Origin of the sequence: Aeromonas sp. S12(2024), assembly GCF_041402305.1 — a bacterium.
GTDB classification, from domain to species: Bacteria; Pseudomonadota; Gammaproteobacteria; order Enterobacterales; family Aeromonadaceae; genus Aeromonas; species Aeromonas veronii.
The window spans coordinates 24,913-49,734 of the sequence record NZ_JBGLRB010000019.1 but is presented as its reverse complement, the minus strand read 5'-3'; the positions used below and the strand labels follow the sequence as shown (position 1 = coordinate 49,734).

Here is a 24,822-nt window from a genome sequence, read left to right as displayed (position 1 = left end):
CCCGCTCACTCCGCTATGGCAGGCTAACCAGAGATCCCGAGGAGTCACTCCATGTCCCGTTCCGAACGCCTGCTGACCCTGCTCCAGCTGCTGCGCGGCCACCGCTACGCCATCACAGGCGCGGAACTGGCCAGCCAGCTTGGCATCAGCCTGCGCACCCTCTATCGGGATATCGCCACCCTGCAGGCGCAAGGTGCCCATATCGAGGGCGAACCGGGGATCGGCTATGTGCTGCGTCCCGGCTTCATGCTGCCGCCATTGATGTTCAGTGAAGAGGAGCTGGATGCGCTGGTGCTGGGGTCACGCTGGGTAGTCGCCCATGGTGACGGATCCTTGAGTGCATCGGCCAGCAGTGCGCTGGCCAAAATAGAAGCCGTGCTGCCCGCCGACTATCGCCAGCAGCTCCAGAGCAATGCCCTGCTGATCGGCACCTCCCGCAGCGACAGCCTCACCGATGAAGCCCCGCTGCGCAGCGCCATCCGCCAGCAACGCAAGGTGACCCTGCTCTATCGCGATCTCAAGGATGAGGCCTCTGAGCGCACCGTCTGGCCCTTTGCCCTCGGCTACTTCGAACAGGTACGGGTACTGGTGGCCTGGTGCGAACTGCGTCAGGGCTTTCGCCACTTTCGGGTCGATCGCATCACCCGGATGCAACCGCAAGATTGCCGCTATCCAAAAAGCAGAGAGAGCCTGCTGAAGGAGTGGCGCACCACCCAGCAGATCCCGCAGCCGAAATTCATTGCTGACAGAAACTGACAGCAGGTAGCACCATGCTGACGGGGTCGGCGCCAATGCGCCATCTCATCAGCAAGGAGCATCACCATGTTAGTCCCCCAGTTCACCATCCTCTACGTTACCAACCCGGCCCGCAGCGCGCTCTTCTACCGCGAGCTGTTCGGGCGTGAACCGGTGGAGGAGTCACCTACCTTTGCCATGTTCGTGTTCGAGTCAGGCGCCAGACTGGCACTCTGGTCCAGCGCCATTGTTGAACCTGCCGTGACCCAAACGGCCGGAGCGATAGAGCTGGCCTTCGCCCTCCCCGATGATGATGCCGTCGATCGCCTGTCTGCCGAATGGCTGGCACGCGGGCTCACCCTGATCCAGGCGCCGACCAAGATGGAGTTTGGCTACACCTGCATGGCCCTCGATCCGGATGGCCATCGTCTGCGCCTCTACTGCCCGGCACCTGAGCTGCTGGGGTAATCCGGTTCAATGTTCCACGTGGAACGAGCAACATCCTCCGCCAGAAAAGCAAAAAGCCGCTCACAGGGAGCGGCTTTTTTATATCGAGCTGACAGCGTCGATTAGACGTCGAGGTTGGCTACGCGCAGGGCGTTGGTCTCGATAAAGTCACGACGTGGCTCAACGGCATCACCCATCAGGGTGGAGAAGAGCTGGTCAGCGCCTACGGCGTCGTCGATGGTGACGCGCAGCATGCGGCGGGCTTCCGGATCCATGGTGGTTTCCCACAGCTGGTCCGGGTTCATCTCTCCCAGCCCTTTATAGCGCTGGATGTAGATGCCGCGTTTGCCTTCGCCCATCAGCCACTCGACGGCTTCCACGAAGTTGGCAACCGGTTTGACCTTCTCGCCACGCTTGATGAAACCACCTTCCTCAATCAGGTTGGCGATCTCCTTGCCCAGCGAGACCAGTTGACGGTACTCACCGGATTGCAGGAAGTCGTAGCTGAGCGGATATTCGCGGTCGACACCGTGCTGACGAACCACGGCGTGCGGAACGTACAGGCTACGCTCTTCATCACGACGAACCTGGATCTGGTACTGGATACCGTGGTTGCTCTCGTTGAGCACGGCTTCCATCCCCTGACACCAGGCCAGCAGATCGCTCTCGCTGTTCAGCAGCGCTTCGTTCAACTCCGGCTGATAGATCAGCTGGGTCAGCACGGCTTCCGGCGCACGACGAGACATGCGGGTGATCAGGTGAGTCACCGAGCGGTGCTGGTTGACCAGGCGCTCCAGTGCCTCGCCACCGATAGCCGGGGCAGACTCGTTGACGTGCAGGGTAGCACCGTCCAGCGCCATGGCGGTCTGGTACTGCAGCAGCGCGTCTTCGTCTTTCAGGTACTGCTCCTGCTTGCCCTTCTTAACCTTGTAGAGCGGCGGCTGGGCGATGTAGACGTAGCCACGTTCGATGATTTCCGGCATCTGACGATAGAAGAAGGTCAGCAGCAGGGTTCGGATGTGCGCACCATCGACGTCCGCATCGGTCATGATGATGATGTTGTGATAACGCAGCTTGTCCGGGTTGTACTCGTCGCGACCGATACCGCAACCCAGTGCGGTGATCAGGGTGCCCACCTCTTGCGAGGAGATCATCTTGTCGAAACGGGCCTTCTCCACGTTCAGGATCTTGCCCTTGAGCGGCAGGATGGCCTGGTTCTTACGGTTGCGACCCTGCTTGGCGGAACCGCCAGCAGAGTCCCCTTCCACTATGTAGAGTTCGGAAAGAGCCGGGTCTTTTTCCTGACAGTCAGCCAGCTTGCCGGGCAGACCGGCGATATCCAGCGCGCCTTTGCGACGGGTCAGTTCGCGAGCTTTGCGGGCCGCTTCACGGGCACGGGCCGCATCGATGATCTTATTGACCACGATCTTGGCATCGCCCGGGTTTTCCAGCAGGAAGTCAGCAAGCTTCTCACCCATCGCCTGTTCAACGGCGGTCTTCACTTCGGAAGAGACCAGCTTGTCCTTGGTCTGGGAGGAGAACTTGGGATCCGGCACCTTCACGGAGATAACGGCAATCAGACCTTCACGTACGTCGTCGCCACTGGCGGCAGACTTGGCCTTCTTGCTGTAGTCCTCTTTGTCCATATAGGAGTTCAGAGTACGGGTCAGCGCGGTACGGAAACCAACGAGGTGAGTACCACCATCCCGCTGCGGGATGTTGTTGGTGAAGCAGTAGACCCCTTCCTGATAGGCGTCGTTCCACTGCATCGCCACTTCAACGCCGATACCATCCTGCTCGGTGGTGAAATGGAACACCTTCGGGTGGATCGGGGTCTTGTTCTGGTTCAGGTATTCAACGAACGCCTTGATGCCACCCTCGTAGCAGAAATGCGCCTCGCGGCCATCACGCTCGTCTTGCAGACGGATGGAGACACCGGAGTTGAGGAAGGAGAGCTCGCGCAGGCGCTTGGCCAGGATCTCGTAGTGGAACAGGGTATCGCTGAAAATGGCAGGGCTCGGCCAGAAACGAACTTCGGTACCGGTGCCGGTGCTGTCGCCAATCTGCTTGAGCGGCGCTTGTGGCTCACCCAGATGATAGGTCTGCTCGTAGACGTGACCGTTACGACGAATGGTCAGCAACAGCTTGTCAGAGAGGGCGTTAACGACGGAGACACCCACGCCGTGCAGGCCGCCGGATACCTTGTAGGAGTTGTCATCAAACTTACCGCCTGCGTGCAGCACAGTCATGATGACCTCTGCGGCGGAGCGGCCCTCCTCCTCGTGCATGTCTACCGGGATACCCCGGCCATTGTCACGCACAGAGACAGAACCGTCGGAATGGATCTTGACCAGAATATCGGAGCAGTAGCCAGCGAGCGCCTCGTCAATGGAGTTATCGACGACCTCGAACACCATGTGGTGCAGACCCGAGCCATCATCCGTATCGCCGATATACATCCCCGGGCGCTTGCGGACCGCATCCAGGCCCTTCAGCACCTTGATATTCGAGGAGTCGTAAGTATTTTCACTCATAGCTTACTCTCTGCCTTCTCTAACGTTTCGGAGATTTTACCCTGTTCCACGTGGAACAACTTGCAGTCATTCGCATCCATCATGTCTGCGAGCTGACCGGTGTCGATGGCGGTGATAAACACCTGGGACGCACACTGCTTCAGCCTTGCGGCCAGCAAGCGGCGCTTGTCGACATCCAGTTCAGAGGCAAAATCGTCAATTAAAAAAATACAGCCACGGCTGCTATGTTGATTCAAATAGAGCCCTTGGGCCAGTCGCATGGCGCAGACCAGCAACTTCAGCTGACCCCGGGACAAAATATCCTGAGCGGGCACCCCGTTCGCCTTGAGGCGCACATCGGCTTTTTGTGGACCGACACCGGTATAGCCCAGCGCCCGATCCCGCTCAAACCCCGCCTCCAGCAGATCGCCGAGGGGAGTATCTTTCTCCCAGCCTCGGTAAAAGCCGAGACTGATATCGAATTCCGGCAGAAAATCCGCCGTCATCTCCTTGATCAGGGGCGTAATGGCCTGACAATAACTGGCGCGAAACTCGGCCAGCTCACCCCCCAGCCGCACCAACTCCTGATCCCAAAACGCCAGCTGGCGGTACTGGGTGCTCTGACGCAGCAGCGCATTGCGCTGTTTCAGCAGCCGCCGCACTCGCCCCCACAGGGCAAAGAAGGTCGGCTCCTGATGGAAAACGCCCCAATCGAGCCAGGCGCGGCGAGCCTGAGGCCCGCCCGTCAGCAAGTTGAAACCATCGGGATGGATCAACTGCACCGGCAACAACTCCGCCAAATCGGCCAGCCGCTGGGCCTGCGCCCCGGCAATCTTGAGCTGGGTCTCGCCACTCTTGTCTTTGGCAAGACCGATCGGTACCTGACGCCCCCCCAGCTCGCACTGGGCAAACAGGGTAAAGGCCCTCTCCCCCTGGCGGATAACCCGCCCGGTCAAATGAGTGCGAAAGGAGCGCCCCAGACCAAGGTAGTGAATGGCTTCCAGCACGCTGGTCTTGCCGCTACCATTGCACCCGACCAGAATGTTGAGGCCGGGCGACAGCTTGAGACTGGCTTGCTGGATATTGCGAAAGTCGCTGAGCTGGAGTTTGACCAGGGACACGACTAGATCCGCATCGGCATCACCACGTACTGAGCATCCTGATGTTCAAAATCCTCAATAATGGCACTGCTGATGGAATCGCTCAGGCTAATCCGAATTTGGTCACATTTTAACGTATTCAGCACGTCGAGCACATAAGAGACGTTAAAGCCGATCTCCATCTCGCCAGCGGCATATTGTACGTCAAGCAGCTCTTCGGCTTCTTCCTGTTCCGGGTTGTTGGCGGTGATGCGCAGCAGGTTTTCCTGCAGATTGAGACGCACCCCACGGAATTTCTCGTTGGAGAGGATGGCGGCGCGGGCAAACGCCTGACGCAGATCCTCACGACCGGCGATCAGGGCCTTGTCGCTATTGCGCGGAATGACACGACGCCAATCCGGGAAGCGGCCATCCACCAGCTTGGAGGTGAAGATGAAACCGTCCAGCGCAGCACGCAGGTTGCTGCGACCGATCTGCAGCCGCACCGGCTTGTCTTCCGCCTCCAGCAGACGCACCAGCTCCAATACCCCTTTGCGCGGCAGGATAACTTGATGATCGGGCAGCGATTCCCCTACCACCTCGCGGCGGCAGGTGGCCAGACGGTGACCGTCGGTCGCCACGGTACGCAGACCGTGACCTTCACTCTCGAACAGCATGCCGTTCAGGTAGTAACGCACGTCCTGGCTGGCCATGGAGAACTGGGTCGCATCGATCAGCTTCTTCAGCTCCAGCTGGCTGATATCGAACTCGAGCACGGATTCCCAATCCTCGATGTTCGGATACTCGGTCGCCGGCAGGGTCGAGAGGTTGAAGCGGGAGCGACCGGAGCGGATGATCAGGCGCTCGCCTTCGGTATTGAGACGGATCTCGGCGCCTTCCGGCAGACCACGGCAGATATCCAGCAGCTTGCGCGCCGGTACTGTGGTGCGGCCATCTTCACTGGCCCCGTTCAGATAGACCTGACCGATCATCTCTACTTCGAGATCGGTACCGGTCAGTGACAGCAGACCGTTGCTGACATCAAGCAGCACGTTGCCGAGGATCGGCAGGGTCGGTCGGCCGCCGAGGGCGCCGGACACCAGTTGCAGAGGACGTAACAGGGCCTCACGGCTAATTTCGAGCTGCATCTGTGCTCTCCGTTGTGATTAGGAGGAAAAGATTCGGATCAGGTTGGAATATTCGCGCTGCATCTGTCCACTCGATTCCGTTATCAGGAAGAAAGGGTACGGATCAGGTTGGAATAGTCCTCCTTGATGTCGTGACTCTCCTCCTTCAGCTGCTCGATCTTGCGGCAGGCATGAAGAACGGTAGTGTGGTCACGGCCACCAAAGGCATCACCTATCTCCGGCAAACTGTGGTTGGTCAGCTCCTTGGCCAGTGCCATCGCCAGCTGGCGCGGACGGGCAACGGAGCGGGAACGACGCTTGGAGAGCAGATCCGCCAGCTTGATCTTGTAGTACTCCGCCACCGTCTTCTGGATATTGTCGATGGTGACCAGCTTCTCCTGCAGTGCCAACAGGTCGCGCAGCGCTTCGCGCACGAAATCGATGTTGATGGCACGGCCGGTGAAGTTGGCGTTGGCGATCACCCGGTTGAGGGCACCTTCCAATTCACGGACGTTGGATCGCAGACGTTTGGCAATGAAGAAGGCCACTTCGTCCGGCAGATGGATCTGGTTCTCGTCTGCCTTGCGCATCAGGATCGCGACGCGGGTCTCCAGCTCCGGCGGCTCGATCGCCACGGTCAGGCCCCAGCCGAAGCGGGACTTGAGGCGATCCTCGACACCGTTGATCTCCTTCGGATAGCGATCCGAGGTCAGGATGATCTGCTGGTTACCTTCCAGCAAGGCATTGAAGGTATGGAAGAACTCCTCCTGGGAGCGCTCCTTGTTGGCGAAGAACTGGATGTCATCGATGAGCAGGGCATCGACGCTGCGGTAGTAACGCTTGAACTCTTCAATGGCGTTGTTTTGCAGCGCTTTCACCATGTCCTGAACAAACCGCTCGGAGTGCATATAGATGACTTTGGCATCTTTTTTACTCTCCTTGATGGCATTGCCAACGGCGTGCAGCAGGTGGGTTTTACCCAGGCCGGTGCCGCCATAGAGGAACAACGGGTTGTAAGCACCACCCGGATTGTCCGCTACCTGACGGGCAGCCGCACGCGCCAACTGGTTGGACTTACCCTCGACGAAATTCTCGAAGGTATAGTTCACGTTGGTGTTGCTCTTGTGGTTCGGCTCGGGCTTGGCTTCAGCCTTGCTTTCCCAGCTCTTCTGCAAGTTATTCACAGGCGCGGCACCCTGTACCGGCGCTCTGGCGACAGCAACAGGATGGGGACGATTGCCTATATCAAAACGCAGGGCGGGGCCGTCGACCCCGCAGAGTTCGTTGATGATGCCGTTAACCCGGATGAGATACTTGTCTCGTACCCAGTCCAGAACAAAGCGATTCGGTGCATACAGGGTCAGAGTATTGTCACTCAACTCCGCTTGAAGCGGCCGGATCCACATGCTGAATTCTGCCGAGGGCAACTCATCTTGCAGCCGGTTAAGGCACTGCTGCCATAGCGAAGCAGTCACTCTAAACTCCTGTCGATTGATTAACTAAAGACCGGCTATTCTACGTTTTTAGCCGCCGGATCTCCAGCCATCGCCCGGTGGATCCAGCAAATAAGATCCTTGACTTTCAAGGATCCAGCGCCTTTGGATCGGATTTCATCCCCAAAGTTACCCACAGCTTGATCCACCGTCCGGATTGGTCGATCCCGTGCTTCTCTCCTGTTATTTCATATAACCAAATGTCATTTATTTTTTAAATTTTATTCCAATAACATCAGGGCCAAACCAATTATTACAACTACAAATACAAGACATTGAGAGAGAGAAACACCATGAAAACATCCATCAAACTGATTTCCGGCGCAGCCATCCTGCTCGCCACCCTGTCCGGTCAGGCCATCGCCCAGGAGACCATCAAGGTCGGCATGTCTGGCAAATATTTCCCGTTCACTTTCGTCAAGCAGGACAAGCTGCAGGGCTTTGAAGTGGATATGTGGAACCAGATCGGCGAGCGCACCGGCTACAAGGTCGAATTCGTGACTGCCAGCTTCTCCGGCCTGTTCGGCATGCTGGAAACCGGCCGCATCGACACCATCTCCAACCAGATCACCATCACCGACGAGCGCAAGGCGAAGTACGACTTCTCCCAGCCTTACGTCTATGACGGCGCCCAGATCGTGGTACGCAAGGGCAACAGCACCATTCATGGCATCAAGGATCTGGAAGGCAAGAGCGTTGCCGTGAACCTGGGTTCCAACTTCGAAGAGCTGCTGCGCAAGAACGACCCGAACAAGAAGATCGATATCCGCACCTATGACTCCGCCTTCGAGCAGGATGTCGCGCTGGGTCGCATCGATGCCTTCGTGATGGACCGCGTCTCCACCGCCCAGCTGATCAAAGAGTCCAAGCTGCCGCTGCAACAGGCTGGCGCACCGTTCGAGACTATCGAGAACGCCCTGCCCTTCCTGAAGACCCCGGAGAAACAGGCACTGCTGAAGAAGGTCGACGAGGCCCTGACCGCCATGCGCAAGGATGGCTCCCTGCGTCAGATCTCCGAGAAATGGTTCGCTTCCGACATCACCGACAAATAAATGATGGAATTTGACCTCGAATACACGCTGGGGCTGTTTCCCATCCTGCTCAAATACCTGGGCACCACGATGGAAATGGCCCTGTGGGGATTCGTGCTGGCACTCGTACTCTCGCTGGCCCTGGCGATAGTACGGGTGTTTCGCGTCCCCGCGATTCACTGGCTGGCGATGCTCTATATCTCGTTCTTTCGGGGTACACCGCTACTCGTTCAGCTGTTCCTGCTCTACTACGGATTGCCGCAACTGTTCCCGATCTTCGTGGGGATGGATGCCTTTACCGCCGCCATCGTCGGTCTGACCCTGCACTTCGCCGCCTATATGGCTGAGTCGATCCGCGCAGCCATCCTCGGCATTCACAAAAGCCAGATGGAAGCGGCGCTCAGTATCGGCATGAGCCGTTATCAGGCGATGCAGCGGATCATCCTGCCGCAGGCGGCCCGCATCGCCACCCCGTCGCTGATGAACTACTTCATCGACATGATCAAGAGCACCTCGCTGGCGTTCACCCTGGGAGTGGCCGAGATCATGGGCAAAGCGCAGATGGAAGCCTCCTCCTCCTTCAAGTTCTTCGAGAGCTTTATGGCGGTGGCGCTGATCTACTGGGTGGTGGTGATCTTCTTTACCCGCTTGCAGCATCTGCTGGAAGTCCGTCTCAACCGTGCCTATTAAAGGAGGGCGTTCATGATCAAGCTAACCGGCCTCTCCAAGGCATATCACGGCAATCAGGTGCTCAACGGTATCGATCTGGAAGTAAAAAAGGGGGAAATTGTCGTCATCATCGGCTCCTCCGGCACCGGCAAATCGACCCTGTTGCGCTGCCTGAACCTGCTGGAGACCCCGGATGCGGGCACCCTTGCCATCGACGATCTCGAGCTCAATCTGGCCAAGGCCAGTGAACAGCAGGCGATCGAGCTGCGCAAGCGGGCCTCCTTTGTGTTCCAGAACTACGCCCTTTTTGCCAACAAAACAGCGCTCGACAACATCGCCGAAGGGCTGATCACCGTCTGGAAGCAACCAAAAACGGAGGCCCGCGCCACAGCGCTCGGCATCCTCAAGGACATTGGCCTCGCCGACAAGCAGGATGCCTATCCGGCGTCGCTCTCGGGCGGCCAGCAACAACGGGTCGGCATTGGCCGCGCCATGGCGGCCCACTCCAAGGTGATCCTGTTTGACGAGCCCACCTCGGCCCTCGATCCCGAGTGGGTCGACGAGGTTTTGGGACTGATGAAAGAGTTGGCCCGCCAGCACCAGACCATGGTGGTGGTGACTCATGAGATTGAATTTGCTCGTGATGTTGCCGATCGGGTGATCTTCATGGAAGGAGGGCGGATCGTCGAGCAGGGCCCGCCGGATCAGATATTGGTCGATCCCAAGGATCCCCGTACCCGGGAGTTCTTGCGGAAAGTCCTTAAATAGCTCTCTCTTTGGCGGCCTGGCCGCCTTTTTTATTGAGGGATCCCTTGTTTAACCCCGGGTTGCCAGTATAATCCGGAGCCCTTGATCCTCTGGATCCTCACGCTCGGCAGCGGCCTTTTCAAGACCACGGCAGGATGAGAGGGAACGGCGGATTGACTAAAAGCCGAACTCTGTTTAGAATTCGGCCTCTTTTGCTAGTCGTCACACGCTATAGCTGGCGCGTCGGCTAAGTGTGACAATCAAAACTGTACAGAAATACGGAATCGAATCATGAAACGTACTTTTCAACCGTCCAACCTGAAGCGCAAGCGCTCTCACGGTTTCCGCGCCCGCATGGCAACTGCCAACGGTCGTAAAGTTCTGGCCGCTCGTCGTGCCAAGGGTCGTGCCCGTCTGGTAGTTTAATGCCTACCCAGCACACCTTCTCTCGGGAGTTACGTCTGTTAACTCCCGAACACTTCAAACGCGTTTTCGCCGAGCCTGTCCGGGCTGCTTCCCCGCAAATTACGCTTCTCGCCTGCCCCAATTCACTCGAACACTCTCGTCTTGGTCTCGCTGTGCCCAAAAAAGCACTCAAGCGTGCCGTCTGGCGTAACCGTGTCAAACGGGTGGTCCGGGAAAGTTTCCGCCTCAAACAACATCAGCTGCCCGCTATCGACATCGTGGTGATCGCCAAGGCCGGTGTGAAAGAGATGGATAACGAGGAACTGTTCAAGTTACTGGAAAAGCTATGGCGCACTCTGTCACGCCGTTGCAATGGGTAGCTATCAAACTGATACGCCTGTATCAGCTAATCATTAGCCCTCTGCTCGGGCCGCGCTGCCGTTTTACTCCAACTTGTTCCCAATTTGCGATAGAAGCCATCCGACTTCACGGTTTCATAAAAGGCGTTTGGTTAGCTAGCAAACGTCTATTAAAATGCCATCCCTTATCCGAGGGTGGTTATGACCCGGTTCCGCAACCAAAGCGAAGAAACTGAAGACTATGGAATCACAACGCAATCTACTCCTGATCGGTTTGCTGTTCGTGAGCTTTCTGCTCTGGCAACAGTGGGAGTCCGACAAGGCTCCGAAGCCGGCCCCGACTACCGTGGCCCAAACCGAACATTTCGTACCTGAAGCCGGTCAGACCGGTGATATTCCTCAGGTTTCCGAGCAAGCCAACGCGACTGCCGCACGCAAGCTGATCACCGTCTCCTCTGACGTGCTCAAGCTGACCCTGGATACCCAGGGTGGTGACGTCGTGTCTGCTGAACTGCTGTCTCACAAACTGGAAGAGGGCAAGGACCAACCGTTCGTGCTGCTGACCAGCAAGCCTGAGCACCTCTATATCGCCCAGAGCGGTCTGGTGGGTCGCAACGGTCCGGACAGTCAGGCCGAAGGTCGTCCTACCTATGAAGCCGCCCAGACCAGCTATCAGCTGGCCGATGGTCAGGATCAAGTCGTCGTTCCGATGACCTGGACCGACAGCAAGGGCGTGGTCTTCACCAAGGAGTTCATCCTCAAGCGTGGCGACTATGCCGTTGGCGTTGATTACAAGATCGACAACAAATCTGCCGAGCCGGTTCAGGTGCAGTTCTATGGTCAGCTGAAGCAGACCGTAGCAACGCCGAAGGATCAGGAAGGTCATGCCATGGTAGCCAGCGCTTACCGTGGTGGTGCCTTCTCCACTGAAGATACCCGCTACAAGAAGTACACCTTCGACGAGATGAAGGATGCCGACCTGAACAAGACCACCAAGGGTGGTTGGGTCGCCATGCTGCAGCACTACTTCGTCTCTGCCTGGGCACCAAATGCCGACGATACCAACAGCTTCTACAGCCGTGTGATCCCGGGTAAAGGCCAGGCCATCATCGGTTACAAGGCGCCGCTGGTTGACGTGGCTGCCGGCCAACAGGCTGAAGTGACCAGCAAGCTGTGGGTCGGTCCCAAGCTGCAAGACCAGATGGCCAAGGTGGCTAACCACCTCGACCTGACTGTCGACTACGGCTGGCTGTGGTTCATCGCCCAACCGCTGCACTGGCTGCTGACCGTGTTCCACGGTTTCGTCCAGAACTGGGGTCTGGCCATCATCATGCTGACCCTGCTGGTGCGCGGCATCATGTTCCCGCTGACCAAGGCCCAGTACACCTCCATGGCCAAGATGCGCATGCTGCAACCCAAGATTGCGGCCCTGCGCGAGCGCTTCGGCGATGACCGCCAGAAGATGTCTCAGGGCATGATGGAGCTGTACAAGAAGGAGAAGGTCAACCCGCTGGGTGGCTGCCTGCCGATCCTGGTTCAGATGCCGATCTTCATCGCCCTTTACTGGGCACTGATGGAGTCCGTTGAACTGCGTCACGCGCCGTTTGCCCTGTGGATCACTGACCTGTCAGTGAAGGACCCCTTCTTCGTGCTGCCAATCCTCATGGGTGCCTCCATGTGGTATCTGCAGAAGATGAGCCCGACCACCGTAACCGACCCGATGCAGCAGAAAGTGATGCAGTTCATGCCGATCATCTTCACTTTCATGTTCCTCTGGTTCCCGGCTGGCCTGACTCTCTACTGGCTGGTGAGCAACGTCATCTCCATCATCCAGCAGACCATCATCTATCGTCAGCTGGAGAAGAAAGGACTGCATTCACGCAGCTAATCTTCCCGTGATGACAAAAGAGGCGGCCTTCGGGCCGCCTTTTTTATTACAATGTCTCCCACTACGTTTTCCTATCAGCGAACAAACGAGCCAAGCAAGATGACAACAGATACGATCGTGGCCCAGGCCACCGCGCCAGGCCGTGGTGGCGTCGGCATAGTCCGGGTCTCCGGCCCCGCCGCCGAACAGGTCGCCGGGATAGTGCTCGGCAAGCTCCCGCGGGTGCGCTACGCCGAATATCTGCCGTTCAGGGATGAGCAAGGCCAGGTACTGGATCAGGGCATAGCCCTGCTGTTCAAAGCCCCCAACAGCTTCACCGGCGAGGATGTGCTGGAGCTGCAGGGCCACGGCGGCCCCGTCATCATGGACATGCTGATCCGCCGCATTCTGAAAATCGACGGAATTCGTCCTGCCCGCCCCGGCGAGTTCAGCGAGCGCGCCTTCATCAACGACAAGCTGGATCTGGCCCAGGCCGAAGCTATCGCTGACCTTATTGAAGCCTCCAGCGAACAGGCCGCCCGCAGCGCCATGCACTCCCTGCAGGGGCAGTTCTCCAGCAAAATCCAGCAACTGGTGGAGAGCCTGATCCGGCTGCGCATCTATGTGGAAGCGGCCATCGACTTCCCGGACGAGGAGATCGACTTCCTCTCCGACGGCAAGGTGGCGGGCGACCTCTACGCCATCATGTCCGAGCTGGACGATGTCCGCGGGGAAGCCAAACAGGGCGCCCTGCTGCGGGAAGGGATGAAGGTGGTGATCGCCGGTCGTCCCAACGCCGGCAAATCGAGCCTGCTAAATGCCCTCGCGGGCCGTGAGTCGGCCATCGTCACCGAGATCGCCGGCACCACCCGCGATGTGCTGCGCGAGCATATCCATCTCGATGGCATGCCGCTGCACATCATCGACACCGCCGGTCTGCGCGACACCCAGGACAAGGTGGAGCAGATCGGTATCGAACGCGCCTGGGCCGAGATCGAACAGGCCGACCGGGTGCTGTTTATGGTGGATGGCACAACCACAGACGCGGTTGACCCGCGGGAGATCTGGCCGGAATTTGTTGATCGGTTGCCAAAAAACATCGGCCTCACCGTCATTCGCAACAAGGCCGACCTGACCGGCGAGGATCTGGCACCGAGCCAGGAGCAGGGCCACGCCGTCTACCGTATATCCGCCAAGACCGAGCTGGGGCTGCCAGCCCTGCGCGAGCACCTTAAACAGTGCATGGGCTTCCAGGGCAACACCGAAGGGGGCTTTATGGCCCGCCGCCGCCATCTGGATGCGCTAGAACGCGCCGCCGAGCGCCTGCTGGTGGCCAAGGAGCAGCTGGAAGTGTTCGTAGCTGGCGAGCTGGTGGCCGAAGAGCTGCGCCTGGCGCAGGAGTCTATCTCCGAGATCACCGGCGAATTCAGCTCCGACGATCTGCTGGGCCGTATCTTCTCCAGCTTCTGCATCGGCAAGTAACGCCGCACGACAGACAATAAAAAGCCCGGGTTCATCCCGGGCTTTTTATTGTGCGTTTTTTGTCCGCAAACCTAGAGGCGACGCAGGCACCACATGAAGTAAGCGCCCCCTAACAGGGTGGAGACCAGCCCGACCGGCACCTCCTGCGGGAAGAGGATCTGCTGGCCGACCCAGTCAGCCGATACCATCAACAGGGCGCCGGAAGCGGCGGCCCCAAGCAGGTGCCAGCGTGCCCGCACCAACCCCATCAGCTTGGCCATGTGTGGCGCCAACAGGCCGACGAAGGAGAGCGGCCCCACCACCAGGGTGGAGCTGGCAGTGAGCACGGCCACCAGCAGCAGGATGACGAGCTGGGCACGGTTGAGGCGAATGCCCAGCGCGGTCGCCATCGCCTCCCCCATCGGCAGCAGATCGAGCCAGCGGCTGATGAGCAGGCAAGCAGCCAGCATCAACAGCGCCAGCCCCATCAGCCCATAGGCCACCGGCAGAGTGACGTAATAGGTGGAGCCAGACATCCAGGAAAGCAGTTGCTGCACCCGCATGTCGCCGTTGGCCAGCGCGATGGCCTGCAGCGGCTCGAACAGTGCCGTGATGGCAATACCTGAGAGCAGGATCCGCTCCGGCTGGAAGCCGTGCTTGCGATTGACCACCACCAGCAGCAACAGGCAGCCGAAGGCACCGAGCAGGCCACCGACCAGCATCAGCGGCAGGGGCAATACAGGCAGCAACAGCGCCGTCGCTATCACCCCCATAAAGGTGCCGCCGCTCACCCCCAGCAGCTCCGGACTCGCCATAGGATTGTTGCTGACCCGCTGCAACAGGGTGCCCGCCAGCGCCAGCAGCACACCAGCCGCCCCCGCCGCCAGAGTGCGCGGCAACCGCCACTCCAGCTGGGCCTGCCAGCGGAGCCAGCTTGGCCAGCTCCAGCCAGTCATCCCCTGACCAAACAGCAGGGAGGCGACCACGGCCAGCAGCAGCCCGACCAGCAACAGGCCGATAAGGCGAGCCGGTGCCGGATGGCGGGCCACCAGCAGGCCAGCGTTTGCCTTTGGCGTACCCGACTTGATGCCAAGGCGCGGGATCAGCCAAAGCAGCAGCGGCGCGCCCAGCAGGGAGGTCATGGCGCCGGTGGGGATCAAGACCGGCCAGAAGCGACTCAGACTCTGCAACAGCAGATCAGTCGCCGCCAGCAGCAGGGCGCCGAGGATCGGTGCCCACAGCAGCCGCTGGCCGAGCTGGCGGATCCCGAGCAGCCGCACCATGGCGGGCGCCGCCAACCCGATAAAGCCGATCAGCCCCACCACGCTCACCACGCAAGCGGTGACAAACACCGCCAGTCCCAGTCCGGCAAAACGCAGATGCTGCAGGGAGACCCCCAGACTGCGGGCGCTGGCATCATCCAGCTCCAGCACCGCCAGCGGGCGCACCAGTACTGCGGCCAACGCAGCAGCTGCCAGCAGGCGGGGTAACAGGTAACTCACCCCGCTCCAACTGTTCTGCACTAGCGAGCCACTGCCCCACACCAGCAAACCTTTCAGCTCCTCCTGAAAGAACAGCAAGAGTCCCATGCTGATAGCCGCCAGATAGAGGTTGATCACCAGCCCGGCAAAGACGATGACCACCGGATTGAGCTGACGACGCCAGGCCAGGGCAAACACCAGTGCCATCGCGAGGCTGCCACCGGCCATGGCGATCCACTCCCGCCCCAGCAGCAACCAGGAGGGGACAAACAGGGTCACCATCATCAGCGCCAGCTGGGCGCCGGAGGCCACCCCAAGAGTGGTGGGTGACGCGAGCGGGTTGCGCAGCACCTGCTGCATCAGGGTGCCTGCCAGCCCGAGCGCCGCCCCGGCCAGCAGGGTGACAACCAGGCGGGGTAGCCAGCTGAAATGCACCACCGCTTGGCTGACATCATCCAGATTGGGGGCGAAGAGGCTCTGCCACCAGAGCGCACCGGGCAGCTGGCGAGCCAGCTCCCAATACGCGAGCGAGAGGGTCAACCCCAGCAGGATCGAGACCGGCCGCAGCAGCGGCGATGTGAGCAGTCGCTTCATCGGCTAACCTCCATACGCTGGGCATCTTGCAGCAATGCATCGCTGAGCAGACCGGCGAAACGGCGGGCGGCAAGTACGCCGCCAAAACTCCAGACCGCAGGCAGATGCAGCACGGGGGCTTGGCGTACCAGCGGCAGATGCTGCCACAGCCCAGGCTCCTGCAGCCGTTCGCTCACCCCTACCGGGATGGGATCGACCACCACCAGCCGCGCGGTTGGCAAGGTCATGAACTGCTCGATGCTGACCACCGAGAACCCCCAGTCATTGGTCTGCTCCTGCCAGCCATTACGCAGCCCGAGCCGCGTCATCACCGCATCGAACAGGCTGTGGCGACCAAACACCCGCACATGGCGCTCATCGATAAACTGCACCACCAGCAGGGGCGGCAGATCCGCAGGCAATCCGGCCTGCATGCTGGCGAGATCCCGATCCAGCCCGGCCAGCAGCCGTTCGCCCTCGGCGGTTTTGCCCACCATACGGGCGAGGGTCAGGGTCACCTCGTGCAGCCGCTGCCACAAATCGGTTTGCCCATCATAGAGGGCGATGGTACTCACAGGCGCGATGCGGGAAAGAGTTGGCGCCAGCGGGGCCGCCAGCGGCGAGATGAGGATGCGATCGGGTTTGAGCTCCGCCAGCAGCTCACGGTTGGGCTGGGTGCGCAGGCCGATATCCACCACTCCGGCAGGTAGCCGTGGCTCGCCGACCCATGCCTGATAGGGGCCTGCATCCCCAACGGCCAGCGGCGTCACCCCGAGTGCCAGCAGGATCTCGGCGATGGTCCAGTCGACGGTGGCGATACGGGGTAGCGCGCTGGTGGCCTCGTTTGTTGCGGATGATTGTACAGCCTGCAACGGGAGCGCCAGCAGCAGGCTGACGAGACAAGGGGCCATCTTCAATAAAAGGTTCAAGGATGCCCCCGGTCAGACGATGGCGATGGGATGAGCATAAGCCGGGTGGCGAATGACCTCCATCGGAATGCCATAGATGGCGTGCAGGGTCTCACTGGTCATGAGCCCCTCAGGTTCGCCGTGGGTAAGCAGGCGGCCGGAGTGGAGCGCCACCAGCCGATCGCAGAAGCGGGAGGCCATATTGATGTCGTGAATGACGATGATGACCCCAAGGTTTAGCTGACGACTCAACTGCTTGACCAGCGTGAGCACCTCCACCTGATGGGCCACATCCAGCGCGGCCAGCGGCTCGTCCAGCAGGATGAAGCGGCTCTCCTGGGCCAGCAGCATCGCCAGCCAGACCCGCCCCCGCTCGCCGCCGGAGAGGGTATCCACCAGTCGATCGGCAAAGCGTTCGGTATAGGTAAGGGCGATGGCCCGCTCGACCTGACGGTGATCCTCCGCCCCCATCCGGCCCAGCAGGCCGCGCCAGGGGTAGCGGCCCATCTCCACCAGCTCCCGCCCGAGCAGGTTCTCGGCGCTCGGCAGATGCTGGGGCAAATAGGCCACCTGACGGGCAAACTCCCGGTTGCCCCAGTCGAGCAGCGGCTTGCCATCGAACAGGATCTCGCCATCACTCAAGGGTTGCTGGCGGGCCAGCAGCTTGAGCAGGGTCGATTTGCCCGAACCATTGTGGCCGATGAGGCCATAGACCTGTCCCTGCTCGAAACGCAGGTCGGTGGGGTGCAGCAGCGTGCGATCATTGACCGTGAAGCTGGCTGATTTCATCTCGAACATAAGCAATTCCTGTGCTGGCTTGCCGCCAGTCTCATCGGTGCCGGCATCAAGCCGGCACCTCGCAATCCAGGTGGGCGATCGCATCGCGGCTCACTGCGGCACGGCGCGCGCCGGTCAGTTCGGTGAGTTTTCCCTGCCGCATCTCCAGCAGGCGATCGGCCAGCGGGAAGTAGTGATCATCGTGGCTGATGGCAATCACCGTCTTGCCCATCTCCTTGAGGCGCGGCAACAGCACCTGATAGAAGATGCGGCGGAACTGGGGATCCTGATCCGCGGCCCACTCGTCAAACAGCATCACCTCGCGCTGCTCGGCCAGCGCCAGCAGCAGGGCAACCCGCTTGCGCTGCCCCTGAGAGAGATCGATATCGGCGATAAAGCCATCCTCAATGGTGAGCTTGCTGCCCATCTGCAACCGCTCCAGCCACTCGGCCACCAGCTCATCCTTGGGTTCCGGCCCCAGCAGATGCTGGAACAGGTGATAGTCGGTGAAGATGGCGGAGAAGAGCGCCAGATAGCCGTTGCGATCGGTGATCGGCTCACCATCCAGCAGGATCCGGCCCGATACCGGCTGGTAAAGGCCGGTCAGCAGCATGGCCAGGGTCGACTTGCCGGAGCCATTGCCACCGATGATGAAAATCTGCTCCCCCTTTTCGATGACCAGATCAATGGGGCCAACGGCAAAGCCGCCCTCCCCCTGATAGTGAAAGCTCACCTGCTCCAACTCGATACGCTGCCAGGGGCGGATGGCGGGCGGCAGCGGGAAGTCCGCATCCGGCTCGGCCAGATTGAGGGCGGCGATCTTGTCGAAGGCCACCTGAGCGGCAAGCAGGGTCGGCAGGGCGCCAATCCCCTGCAACAGCGGGGTGCGCAGGAACAGCAGGGTCAGCGCAAAGGTGGCGGCCACATTGGTGTTGGCCCAGCCAAGGCCGTTGGCCAGAAAGAAGACCAGACCGATGGCCCCCAGCATCATGATATTCGACCAGTTCACCGCGCTCAGGTGATAGGTGTCGGCGCGAATGATCTGCTGGCGGTAGTCACGGGCATTTTGCTCATAGAGCTGGTGATAGACGAAGTGAGCCCGCTCGCGGTTGAGCGCCAGCTCCTTGCTGCCGGCGATGATGGCCTGATAGTTCTGATAGAGCCGATCTTCGGCCTGACGCATGTGGGAGAGATGGCGATAAACACGGTTCACCAGCAGCCAGCCCACCACCATGGTGACGGTGACCCAGAGCGCAGTAACCCCGAGCAATGCAGGAGAGAGCCAGCCAAGGTAAAGGGCAGAACCCAGCGTGAGCACCAGCCCCTGCACCAGCTCCGGCAAGCGCACGAAGGCGATGGTGATTTGGCCGATATCGCTGGAGAGGGAGGCCAGCAGCGGCCCCTGACCAATCTGGCGGATGCGGGCGACATCGGTATCCAGCAGTTGCTTGAGCAGACGGCCGCGCAACCGGTAGACAAAATGGTGACCGAGAGTGGTCAGGGCCAGCTGAGATCCGAGTGTGATCACCAGCAGCAGCACTATCAAGCCGACCAACTGACCGAGGATCGGTAGCGGATCACCTATAGATTCGATAAGAGACTGATTGATAAAAGCAATGACGCCAATCCCGCTAACGGCACTGAGCAGACTGAGCAGGGTGATGGCGATAAAAGGCCAACGATATTGGCGATAAACCAGAGACAAGAGTTCCATAACGGACCGGTATTCCAGAGAGATCAGAACAACTGCGGGTGAAAAGAAGGGCGGGAACCTGGTTCCCGCCCGACTTCGATTACCAGCGGTAGTTGATGCTGCCCACTACGCTGCGCGGCTCGCCGTAGTAGCAGTAGTAGTCACAACTGGCCACGTAGGTTTCACCCAGCAGGTTGTTGACGTTGAGCTGGGCACGCCAGTTCTTGGCAAAGTCATACCCGATCATCGCATCCCAGACGGTATGGGCCGGCACCTCGGCAGAGCCGTAGATGGGGGTATAGTCCGCATTCACTGCGCCAATACCCACGCTGGAACCGATATAACGCACACCGGTACCCAGCTCCAGACCCGAAGCCACCCCTTGCTGCACCTTGTAGTTACCCCAGAAGGAGGCCTGATGGCGCGGGATCAGGCTGGCACGGCGATCGCCACTGCCGGTGTCGTTGGTTTTGGCATCTGTGTAGGTATAAGCAGCGGTCAGACGCAGCGCATCGGTCACCTGCACGCTCCCTTCCAGCTCAACCCCCTGAGAGGTCACTTCACCCGCCTGGGTCTGCTGGCCGGAACCGGTAGAGACCAGCGAGTTGGTCTGGGCCAGATCGAACAGCGCCAGATTGATGTAACCGTCGAGGAAGGCTGGCGCATACTTCACGCCGGTCTCGTAGAGCTTGCCCTTGAGCGGCTTGTAGGAACTCTTGGTGTTGGGATCTATCCCCGGCAGCACCTCGAACGACTCGGCATAGGCAAAGTAGGGAGAGAGGCCGCTGTCAGCCAGATACATCAGGCTGCCCGAGAGGGATAGCTCGTGATCGTACTGGCGCTCGTCCTTGCTGGTATTGGTGTTGTGGGTCTCCACATAGTCAAAACGGCCACCGGCAGTCAGCAACCAGCGATCGTCCCAGCGGATCTGGTGCTGGGCATAGAGGCCGCTCTGGCCCTTGCTGCTCTTCTGGTGAGTGGCGGTCGACTCATCAAAACCGGGGAAGCCGCTGTAATCCGGGTTCATGGTATTGATGGAGCCCATGGCGTAGTTGTCGGCCTCGACCCCTTCATTGACGTGACGCTGCAGATCCACCCCCAGCAGCAAGGTCTGCTCGGTGCTGTCGGTGTTCCAGTAGCCCACCATCTGGTTATCCATGGTGGCACTCTTGGTATTGCCATCACGGTAAACCAGGCCACGACTGGCAGTTGTGCCTTCATAGGTCGGGAAGATATAGGTCTGGCGCAGCAGCAGATCGTTATAGTTGAAACGGACGTTCTGCTTGAACTCCCAGGTCTGGTTGAGCTGGTGGGCCAGCTCGTAACCGGTGGAGATCTGGGTATTGCGGTTGCGATCGTAATCCGGCTGGCTCAGGTTGGTGGAGGGATCAATCTGGCCACCTGACGTATTCAGGGTGCCATAGACCGGGAAGAAGCCGTTGGTCGGGACCCCTTCGTCGTGCAGGAAACTGGCCAGCAGGGTCAGGCTGGTACGATCCGAAAGATCGAAGGTGACGCTCGGCGCCAGATAAACCCGATCGTTGTAGGTGCCGGTGAGCACACCATCACGCTCTTTATAAAGAGCAACCATGCGGTAGCGGCTGTTGTCGGAGAGCGCGTCAGAGACGTCCACCCCGACCTGACGATGATCCCGGCTGCCAAGCTGCAGATCCACCTGCCCTTGCGGCGTGGCGGTCGGCCGCTTGCTGATGGCATTGATCACCCCGCCCGGAGGCGCCTCACCGTAAAGGATCGAGGCTGGCCCCTTCAGCACTTCCACACTCTCCAGACCAAACGGTTCCGGCGTCCAGACGTAGTAGCCGGTGCCAAACAAGCGGTTGCCATCCAGATAAGAGGCGGCATCGAAGCCACGCACCTTGAACCAGTCGGTGTTGTTGTCTGAGCCATAGAGGCCGGTCAATACGCCGGAACGGTAGCGAATCGCTTCATCCAGCTGCAACACGGCGTGCTGATCCAGCTCCTCGCGATTAACCACGGAGACGGCGCGAGGGGTCTCGGCCATCGGCACTTCCACCTTCATGGCCGTACCGGTCACCACCATGGTTTCACTGGCTTTGGGCAGCTCAGCGGTGGTTTGTTCGGCCATCAGCGGCAGGGAGACGAGCAAACCGGAGAGCGAAAGGACGCCGAAGGCGCCCTTCTTGCCGGGTCCTGTAGTGTATTTTTGCGCAATCATATTAAAGTCTCGTTTATCAATAAGTTATGTTGTTTTAATTGTTATTTGTGGTCGTTTGTCACGACATCACCCTGTTCCATGGGCGAATAAAGCAGCGCAATCCTACTACAGGAGCCGTGATCGAATCGATTCAACAATTGCTAATCATTTGCATCTACATTGTTATCTAGCTGCATCGTTGGCAGGATTTCGCGGGAGATGGGAGCCATCAGGAGAGCTATGAGCGGAGAAGAAAATGGAGAGGAATATAAAGAAGCAGAAAAAAGATCGGCAGGATGGATCCGGTGACATTATCTGACTGGATCCATTATCCCCAAGCTTTATCCATATTTATCCACACCCTTTGGCGGTAGAATCCGGCTTTCCGTTTCTTTGTCTGAAATCAGGATCCATTCCATGGCCAAACTCAATCTCGTCGTCGGCTCCATGCTGGGCGCCGCCGAATATGTCGCAGACCACGTCGCCAACCTGCTGGAACAGGCTGGCCACCAGACCCGGATCCACAACCCGGCCAAGCTGGCAGAGGTGCTGGATGATGCGGGATCCATCCTGCTGGTGGTCACTTCCACCCATGGTGCCGGGGATGTGCCCGACAACCTGCAACCCTTCGCCAAGGATCTTGCCGAGCAGCATCCGGATCTTAATTCATTGAAATATGGCGTGATCGCCCTTGGTGACAGCAGTTATGACACCTTTTGCCAGGGTGGCAAGACGCTGGATCGGCTGCTGGCCGAGTGCGGAGCCAGCCGGATTGGCGAGCGACTCGACATCGATGTGACCCAACACGAGATCCCCGAAGATGCCGCAGAAGTGTGGATCCGCGACTGGATGACGATGATCGCCTGATCAGCGTGCGGGAGATCCTGAAAAAAAGCTTGATCTCCCCACTTATCCCCAGATCGACTATCCACCATGTTATTAACAGATTGATCCGGGGGAGTTGTTCTACAAGGTTACCCACAACGCCCAGGGGTAATGTGTATAACTACGGTGTAAAGCTCTGCAAAACCTATAGTTATCCATGTATTAGATCCTGACTGACAGACCTCTGTGTATAAAAGTCCTGGTTATCCCCTCGTTCACCGGGCCTGGATCCAAGCTTTTCCACAAGCTAGGATCGTCCTTAAATTAATGATCTTTATGATCAAAAAGTGCTTATCAACAGAAAGGGCGGATCCTAATAAGAGATCCAGTAAAAGATCGATCTAAAGATCCTTAAGATCTAATTAGTGGATCCTCCCTTCATACTGAACGTTAAGTAGACGTTCCCCTCAGGACGCGAAACAGATAGAATGTTCCGCCCTTTAGCCCAGGCAAATAAAGATCTTCAGGCGTGCAGATCAAGGTGATCCCAATGCAATACCATGAACAATTTGATGTGATCGTCGTCGGTGGCGGTCATGCCGGAACCGAAGCAGCAACAGCGGCAGCCCGTATGGGCATGAACACCCTGTTGCTGACCCACAATATCGATACGCTGGGACACATGTCCTGTAATCCGGCGATAGGCGGGATCGGCAAGGGACACCTGGTCAGGGAAGTTGACGCACTCGGCGGGATCATGGCGCGTGCCATCGATCTTGGCGGGATCCAGTTCCGCACCCTAAACTCCTCCAAGGGCCCGGCGGTAAGAGCCACTCGTGCCCAGGCGGATCGCCTGCTCTACAAGGCCGTTGTTCGCCAGATGCTGGAGAACTACCCGAACCTGAAGATCTTCCAGCAAGCCTGTGACGATCTGATCATGGACGGGGATCGTGTTGCCGGTGTGGTCACCCAGAGCGGGATCCGCATCAGCGGCAAGACTGTGGTGCTGACGGTCGGTACCTTCCTGAACGGTTTGATCCACATCGGGATGGAAAACTACAAGGGCGGTCGTGCCGGGGATCCGCCCTCGATCACCCTGGCCCAGCGCCTGCGTGAACTGCCGCTGCGCATCGATCGCCTCAAGACGGGCACCCCGCCGCGCATCGATGCCCGCAGCGTCGATTTCTCCGTCATGCAGGAGCAGCACGGCGACGATCCTCGTCCGGTCTTCTCGTTTATTGGCGATGCCAGCCTGCATCCCCGTCAGGTGCCTTGCTACGTTACCCATACCAATGAGCGCACCCACGATGTGATCCGCAATAACCTGGATCGCAGCCCCATGTACGCCGGGGTGATCGAAGGAATTGGCCCGCGCTACTGCCCGTCGATAGAAGACAAGATCACCCGTTTCGCCGACAAGACGGCGCACCAGATCTTCGTCGAACCGGAAGGCCTGACCACCCACGAGCTTTACCCAAACGGGATCTCCACCAGCTTGCCGTTTGACGTGCAGGTGCAGATCGTCCGTTCCGTGCGCGGCTTCGAGAACGCCCACATCACCCGCCCCGGCTATGCCATCGAATATGATTTCTTCGATCCGCGGGATCTCAAGGCCAACATGGAGAGCAAGTGCATTCCAAATCTGTTCTTTGCCGGCCAGATCAACGGCACGACCGGTTACGAAGAGGCGGCGGCACAAGGCCTGATGGCCGGCCTGAACGCGGCACTGCGTGCCCAGGACAAGGATCCCTGGAACCCGCGTCGGGATCAGGCCTACATGGGCGTGATGATGGATGATCTCTCCACCCTGGGGACCCGCGAGCCTTACCGCATGTTCACCAGCCGCGCCGAATATCGCCTGCTGCTGCGGGAAGACAACGCCGATATCCGCCTGACAGCCATCGGTCGCGAGCTGGGTCTGGTGGATGACGAGCGCTGGAGCAAATTCAACGCCAAGATGGAACAGGTCGAGCTGGAGCGTCAGCGCATGCGTTCAACCTGGATCCACCCGCAACATCCGTCACTGGAAGCGGTCAACGCCCTGGTCAACACCCCGCTGACCCGCGAACAGAGTCTGGAAGAGCTGCTGCGTCGCCCCGAGGTGACCTATGATGCGCTGATGGCCATCGAAGGTGTCGGCCCCTCCGTGACCGATCCTGCCGCGGCCGAACAGGTTGAGATCCAGATCAAGTACGCCGGTTACATCGAGCGTCAGCACGATGAAGTGGAGAAGCAGCTGCGCAACGAGAACACCTTGCTGCCGCTGGATCTGGACTATCGCGATGTGAATGGCCTCTCCAACGAGGTGAAAGCCAAGCTGAACGATGCCAAACCGCAGACCATTGGTCAGGCTTCCCGCATCTCCGGCATCACCCCGGCGGCCATCTCCATCCTGCTGGTTCACCTGAAAAAACACGGCCTGCTGCGTAAAACCGCCTGAGGATTCTTACCGTTGG

At 59.3% G+C, this 24,822-nt stretch carries 21 protein-coding genes; 12 read left to right on the top strand and 9 right to left on the bottom strand.

All coding sequences use genetic code 11. The features are described from left to right. The first annotated feature begins 51 nt into the window (after positions 1–51). Both ACB035_RS16975 and ACB035_RS16970 read left to right on the top strand, forming a co-directional pair. The gene (locus ACB035_RS16975) at positions 52–756 is read left to right on the top strand and encodes a helix-turn-helix transcriptional regulator (RefSeq protein WP_371167765.1); all 705 of its coding nucleotides are present in this window, start codon (positions 52–54) and stop codon (positions 754–756) included. Positions 757–822: 66 nt separating this feature from the next. Beyond that, positions 823–1,203 (top strand): VOC family protein, encoded by a 381-nt coding sequence (locus ACB035_RS16970; protein ID WP_371167764.1) that lies wholly within the window; start codon positions 823–825, stop codon positions 1,201–1,203. A 101-nt stretch (positions 1,204–1,304) separates the two neighbouring features. Here the strand turns inward: ACB035_RS16970 and gyrB are convergent, their stop codons facing one another. The 4 genes from gyrB to dnaA all read right to left on the bottom strand — a co-directional run bounded on the left by gyrB (position 1,305) and on the right by dnaA (position 7,376). Then, on the bottom strand, positions 1,305–3,716 hold the full coding sequence (gyrB, locus tag ACB035_RS16965; RefSeq protein ID WP_005357188.1) for a DNA topoisomerase (ATP-hydrolyzing) subunit B: 2,412 nt from the start codon (positions 3,714–3,716) through the stop codon (positions 1,305–1,307). Further along, entirely contained in the window at positions 3,713–4,816 is a 1,104-nt protein-coding gene (gene recF / locus ACB035_RS16960; RefSeq protein ID WP_371167763.1) for a DNA replication/repair protein RecF, read from the bottom strand. Before recF ends, gyrB begins: the two co-directional genes overlap by 4 nt. Before the next feature lie 2 nt (positions 4,817–4,818). After that, positions 4,819–5,922: a DNA polymerase III subunit beta gene (gene dnaN, locus ACB035_RS16955; RefSeq protein ID WP_005339306.1), complete on the bottom strand. Its 1,104-nt coding sequence runs from the start codon at positions 5,920–5,922 to the stop codon at positions 4,819–4,821. Between the two features lie 83 nt (positions 5,923–6,005). Further along, positions 6,006–7,376 carry a chromosomal replication initiator protein DnaA gene (gene dnaA, locus ACB035_RS16950; RefSeq protein ID WP_005339307.1) on the bottom strand — a complete coding sequence of 457 codons (1,371 nt, stop codon included), beginning with the start codon at positions 7,374–7,376 and terminating at the stop codon, positions 6,006–6,008. Between the two features lie 311 nt (positions 7,377–7,687). On the opposite strand from dnaA, the gene ACB035_RS16945 reads away from it, so the two are divergent. The 8 genes from ACB035_RS16945 to mnmE all read left to right on the top strand — a co-directional run bounded on the left by ACB035_RS16945 (position 7,688) and on the right by mnmE (position 13,954). After that, entirely contained in the window at positions 7,688–8,446 is a 759-nt protein-coding gene (locus tag ACB035_RS16945) for an amino acid ABC transporter substrate-binding protein (protein WP_019445519.1), read from the top strand. Next, on the top strand, positions 8,447–9,115 hold the full coding sequence (locus tag ACB035_RS16940) for an amino acid ABC transporter permease (RefSeq protein WP_019445518.1): 669 nt from the start codon (positions 8,447–8,449) through the stop codon (positions 9,113–9,115). It begins immediately after the preceding gene. A gap of 12 nt (positions 9,116–9,127) precedes the next feature. Continuing rightward, positions 9,128–9,862 carry an amino acid ABC transporter ATP-binding protein gene (locus tag ACB035_RS16935; RefSeq protein ID WP_371167762.1) on the top strand — a complete coding sequence of 245 codons (735 nt, stop codon included), beginning with the start codon at positions 9,128–9,130 and terminating at the stop codon, positions 9,860–9,862. 270 nt (positions 9,863–10,132) lie between these two features. Next, positions 10,133–10,267, top strand: a complete 135-nt coding sequence (rpmH, locus tag ACB035_RS16930; protein WP_005307156.1) for a 50S ribosomal protein L34 — start codon at positions 10,133–10,135, stop codon at positions 10,265–10,267. Beyond that, positions 10,267–10,626 (top strand): ribonuclease P protein component, encoded by a 360-nt coding sequence (rnpA, locus tag ACB035_RS16925; protein WP_005339313.1) that lies wholly within the window; start codon positions 10,267–10,269, stop codon positions 10,624–10,626. Before rpmH ends, rnpA begins: the two co-directional genes overlap by 1 nt. Next, positions 10,593–10,841: a membrane protein insertion efficiency factor YidD gene (gene yidD, locus ACB035_RS16920; protein WP_010672280.1), complete on the top strand. Its 249-nt coding sequence runs from the start codon at positions 10,593–10,595 to the stop codon at positions 10,839–10,841. The genes rnpA and yidD overlap by 34 nt, the downstream gene beginning before the upstream one ends. 5 nt (positions 10,842–10,846) lie before the next feature. After that, positions 10,847–12,493 carry a membrane protein insertase YidC gene (gene yidC / locus ACB035_RS16915; protein WP_005355794.1) on the top strand — a complete coding sequence of 549 codons (1,647 nt, stop codon included), beginning with the start codon at positions 10,847–10,849 and terminating at the stop codon, positions 12,491–12,493. 99 nt (positions 12,494–12,592) lie between these two features. Continuing rightward, the gene (gene mnmE, locus ACB035_RS16910) at positions 12,593–13,954 is read left to right on the top strand and encodes a tRNA uridine-5-carboxymethylaminomethyl(34) synthesis GTPase MnmE (protein ID WP_371167761.1); all 1,362 of its coding nucleotides are present in this window, start codon (positions 12,593–12,595) and stop codon (positions 13,952–13,954) included. Between the two features lie 71 nt (positions 13,955–14,025). Here the strand turns inward: mnmE and fhuB are convergent, their stop codons facing one another. From fhuB to ACB035_RS16885, 5 genes are all read right to left on the bottom strand, one after another. Continuing rightward, entirely contained in the window at positions 14,026–16,008 is a 1,983-nt protein-coding gene (fhuB, locus tag ACB035_RS16905; protein WP_371167760.1) for a Fe(3+)-hydroxamate ABC transporter permease FhuB, read from the bottom strand. Beyond that, positions 16,005–16,898 (bottom strand): ABC transporter substrate-binding protein, encoded by an 894-nt coding sequence (locus ACB035_RS16900; protein WP_108540620.1) that lies wholly within the window; start codon positions 16,896–16,898, stop codon positions 16,005–16,007. Before ACB035_RS16900 ends, fhuB begins: the two co-directional genes overlap by 4 nt. Positions 16,899–16,928: 30 nt before the next feature. Then, entirely contained in the window at positions 16,929–17,693 is a 765-nt protein-coding gene (locus tag ACB035_RS16895) for an ATP-binding cassette domain-containing protein (RefSeq protein ID WP_371167759.1), read from the bottom strand. A gap of 46 nt (positions 17,694–17,739) precedes the next feature. Then, a complete protein-coding gene (locus tag ACB035_RS16890) occupies positions 17,740–19,386 on the bottom strand; it encodes a multidrug ABC transporter permease/ATP-binding protein (RefSeq protein ID WP_088868086.1) in 1,647 nt (548 codons plus the stop codon). Positions 19,387–19,465: 79 nt separating this feature from the next. Continuing rightward, positions 19,466–21,562 carry a TonB-dependent siderophore receptor gene (locus tag ACB035_RS16885; RefSeq protein WP_371167758.1) on the bottom strand — a complete coding sequence of 699 codons (2,097 nt, stop codon included), beginning with the start codon at positions 21,560–21,562 and terminating at the stop codon, positions 19,466–19,468. A gap of 396 nt (positions 21,563–21,958) precedes the next feature. Between ACB035_RS16885 and mioC the strand changes: the two genes are divergently transcribed. Beyond that, positions 21,959–22,408: an FMN-binding protein MioC gene (gene mioC, locus ACB035_RS16880; RefSeq protein ID WP_033138545.1), complete on the top strand. Its 450-nt coding sequence runs from the start codon at positions 21,959–21,961 to the stop codon at positions 22,406–22,408. 508 nt (positions 22,409–22,916) lie between these two features. Further along, positions 22,917–24,806 carry a tRNA uridine-5-carboxymethylaminomethyl(34) synthesis enzyme MnmG gene (gene mnmG, locus ACB035_RS16875; RefSeq protein WP_371167757.1) on the top strand — a complete coding sequence of 630 codons (1,890 nt, stop codon included), beginning with the start codon at positions 22,917–22,919 and terminating at the stop codon, positions 24,804–24,806. The last annotated feature ends 16 nt before the right edge of the window (positions 24,807–24,822 follow it).

Excerpts from the sequence above, each read along its gene's own strand:
- ACB035_RS16975 (WP_371167765.1), top strand. The coding sequence starts at position 52 with ATGTCCCGTTCCGAACGCCTGCTGACCCTGCTCCAGCTGCTGCGCGGC.
- ACB035_RS16970 (WP_371167764.1), top strand. The coding sequence starts at position 823 with ATGTTAGTCCCCCAGTTCACCATCCTCTACGTTACCAACCCGGCCCGC.
- mioC (WP_033138545.1), top strand. The coding sequence starts at position 21,959 with ATGGCCAAACTCAATCTCGTCGTCGGCTCCATGCTGGGCGCCGCCGAA.
- dnaN (WP_005339306.1), bottom strand. The coding sequence starts at position 5,922 with ATGCAGCTCGAAATTAGCCGTGAGGCCCTGTTACGTCCTCTGCAACTG.
- yidD (WP_010672280.1), top strand. The coding sequence starts at position 10,593 with ATGGCGCACTCTGTCACGCCGTTGCAATGGGTAGCTATCAAACTGATA.
- mnmE (WP_371167761.1), top strand. The coding sequence starts at position 12,593 with ATGACAACAGATACGATCGTGGCCCAGGCCACCGCGCCAGGCCGTGGT.
- ACB035_RS16895 (WP_371167759.1), bottom strand. The coding sequence starts at position 17,693 with ATGTTCGAGATGAAATCAGCCAGCTTCACGGTCAATGATCGCACGCTG.
- mnmG (WP_371167757.1), top strand. The coding sequence starts at position 22,917 with ATGCAATACCATGAACAATTTGATGTGATCGTCGTCGGTGGCGGTCAT.
- yidC (WP_005355794.1), top strand. The coding sequence starts at position 10,847 with ATGGAATCACAACGCAATCTACTCCTGATCGGTTTGCTGTTCGTGAGC.
- fhuB (WP_371167760.1), bottom strand. The coding sequence starts at position 16,008 with ATGAAGCGACTGCTCACATCGCCGCTGCTGCGGCCGGTCTCGATCCTG.
- ACB035_RS16890 (WP_088868086.1), bottom strand. The coding sequence starts at position 19,386 with ATGGAACTCTTGTCTCTGGTTTATCGCCAATATCGTTGGCCTTTTATC.
- ACB035_RS16885 (WP_371167758.1), bottom strand. The coding sequence starts at position 21,562 with ATGATTGCGCAAAAATACACTACAGGACCCGGCAAGAAGGGCGCCTTC.
- gyrB (WP_005357188.1), bottom strand. The coding sequence starts at position 3,716 with ATGAGTGAAAATACTTACGACTCCTCGAATATCAAGGTGCTGAAGGGC.
- ACB035_RS16945 (WP_019445519.1), top strand. The coding sequence starts at position 7,688 with ATGAAAACATCCATCAAACTGATTTCCGGCGCAGCCATCCTGCTCGCC.
- ACB035_RS16940 (WP_019445518.1), top strand. The coding sequence starts at position 8,447 with ATGATGGAATTTGACCTCGAATACACGCTGGGGCTGTTTCCCATCCTG.
- rpmH (WP_005307156.1), top strand. The coding sequence starts at position 10,133 with ATGAAACGTACTTTTCAACCGTCCAACCTGAAGCGCAAGCGCTCTCAC.
- rnpA (WP_005339313.1), top strand. The coding sequence starts at position 10,267 with ATGCCTACCCAGCACACCTTCTCTCGGGAGTTACGTCTGTTAACTCCC.
- ACB035_RS16900 (WP_108540620.1), bottom strand. The coding sequence starts at position 16,898 with ATGGCCCCTTGTCTCGTCAGCCTGCTGCTGGCGCTCCCGTTGCAGGCT.
- ACB035_RS16935 (WP_371167762.1), top strand. The coding sequence starts at position 9,128 with ATGATCAAGCTAACCGGCCTCTCCAAGGCATATCACGGCAATCAGGTG.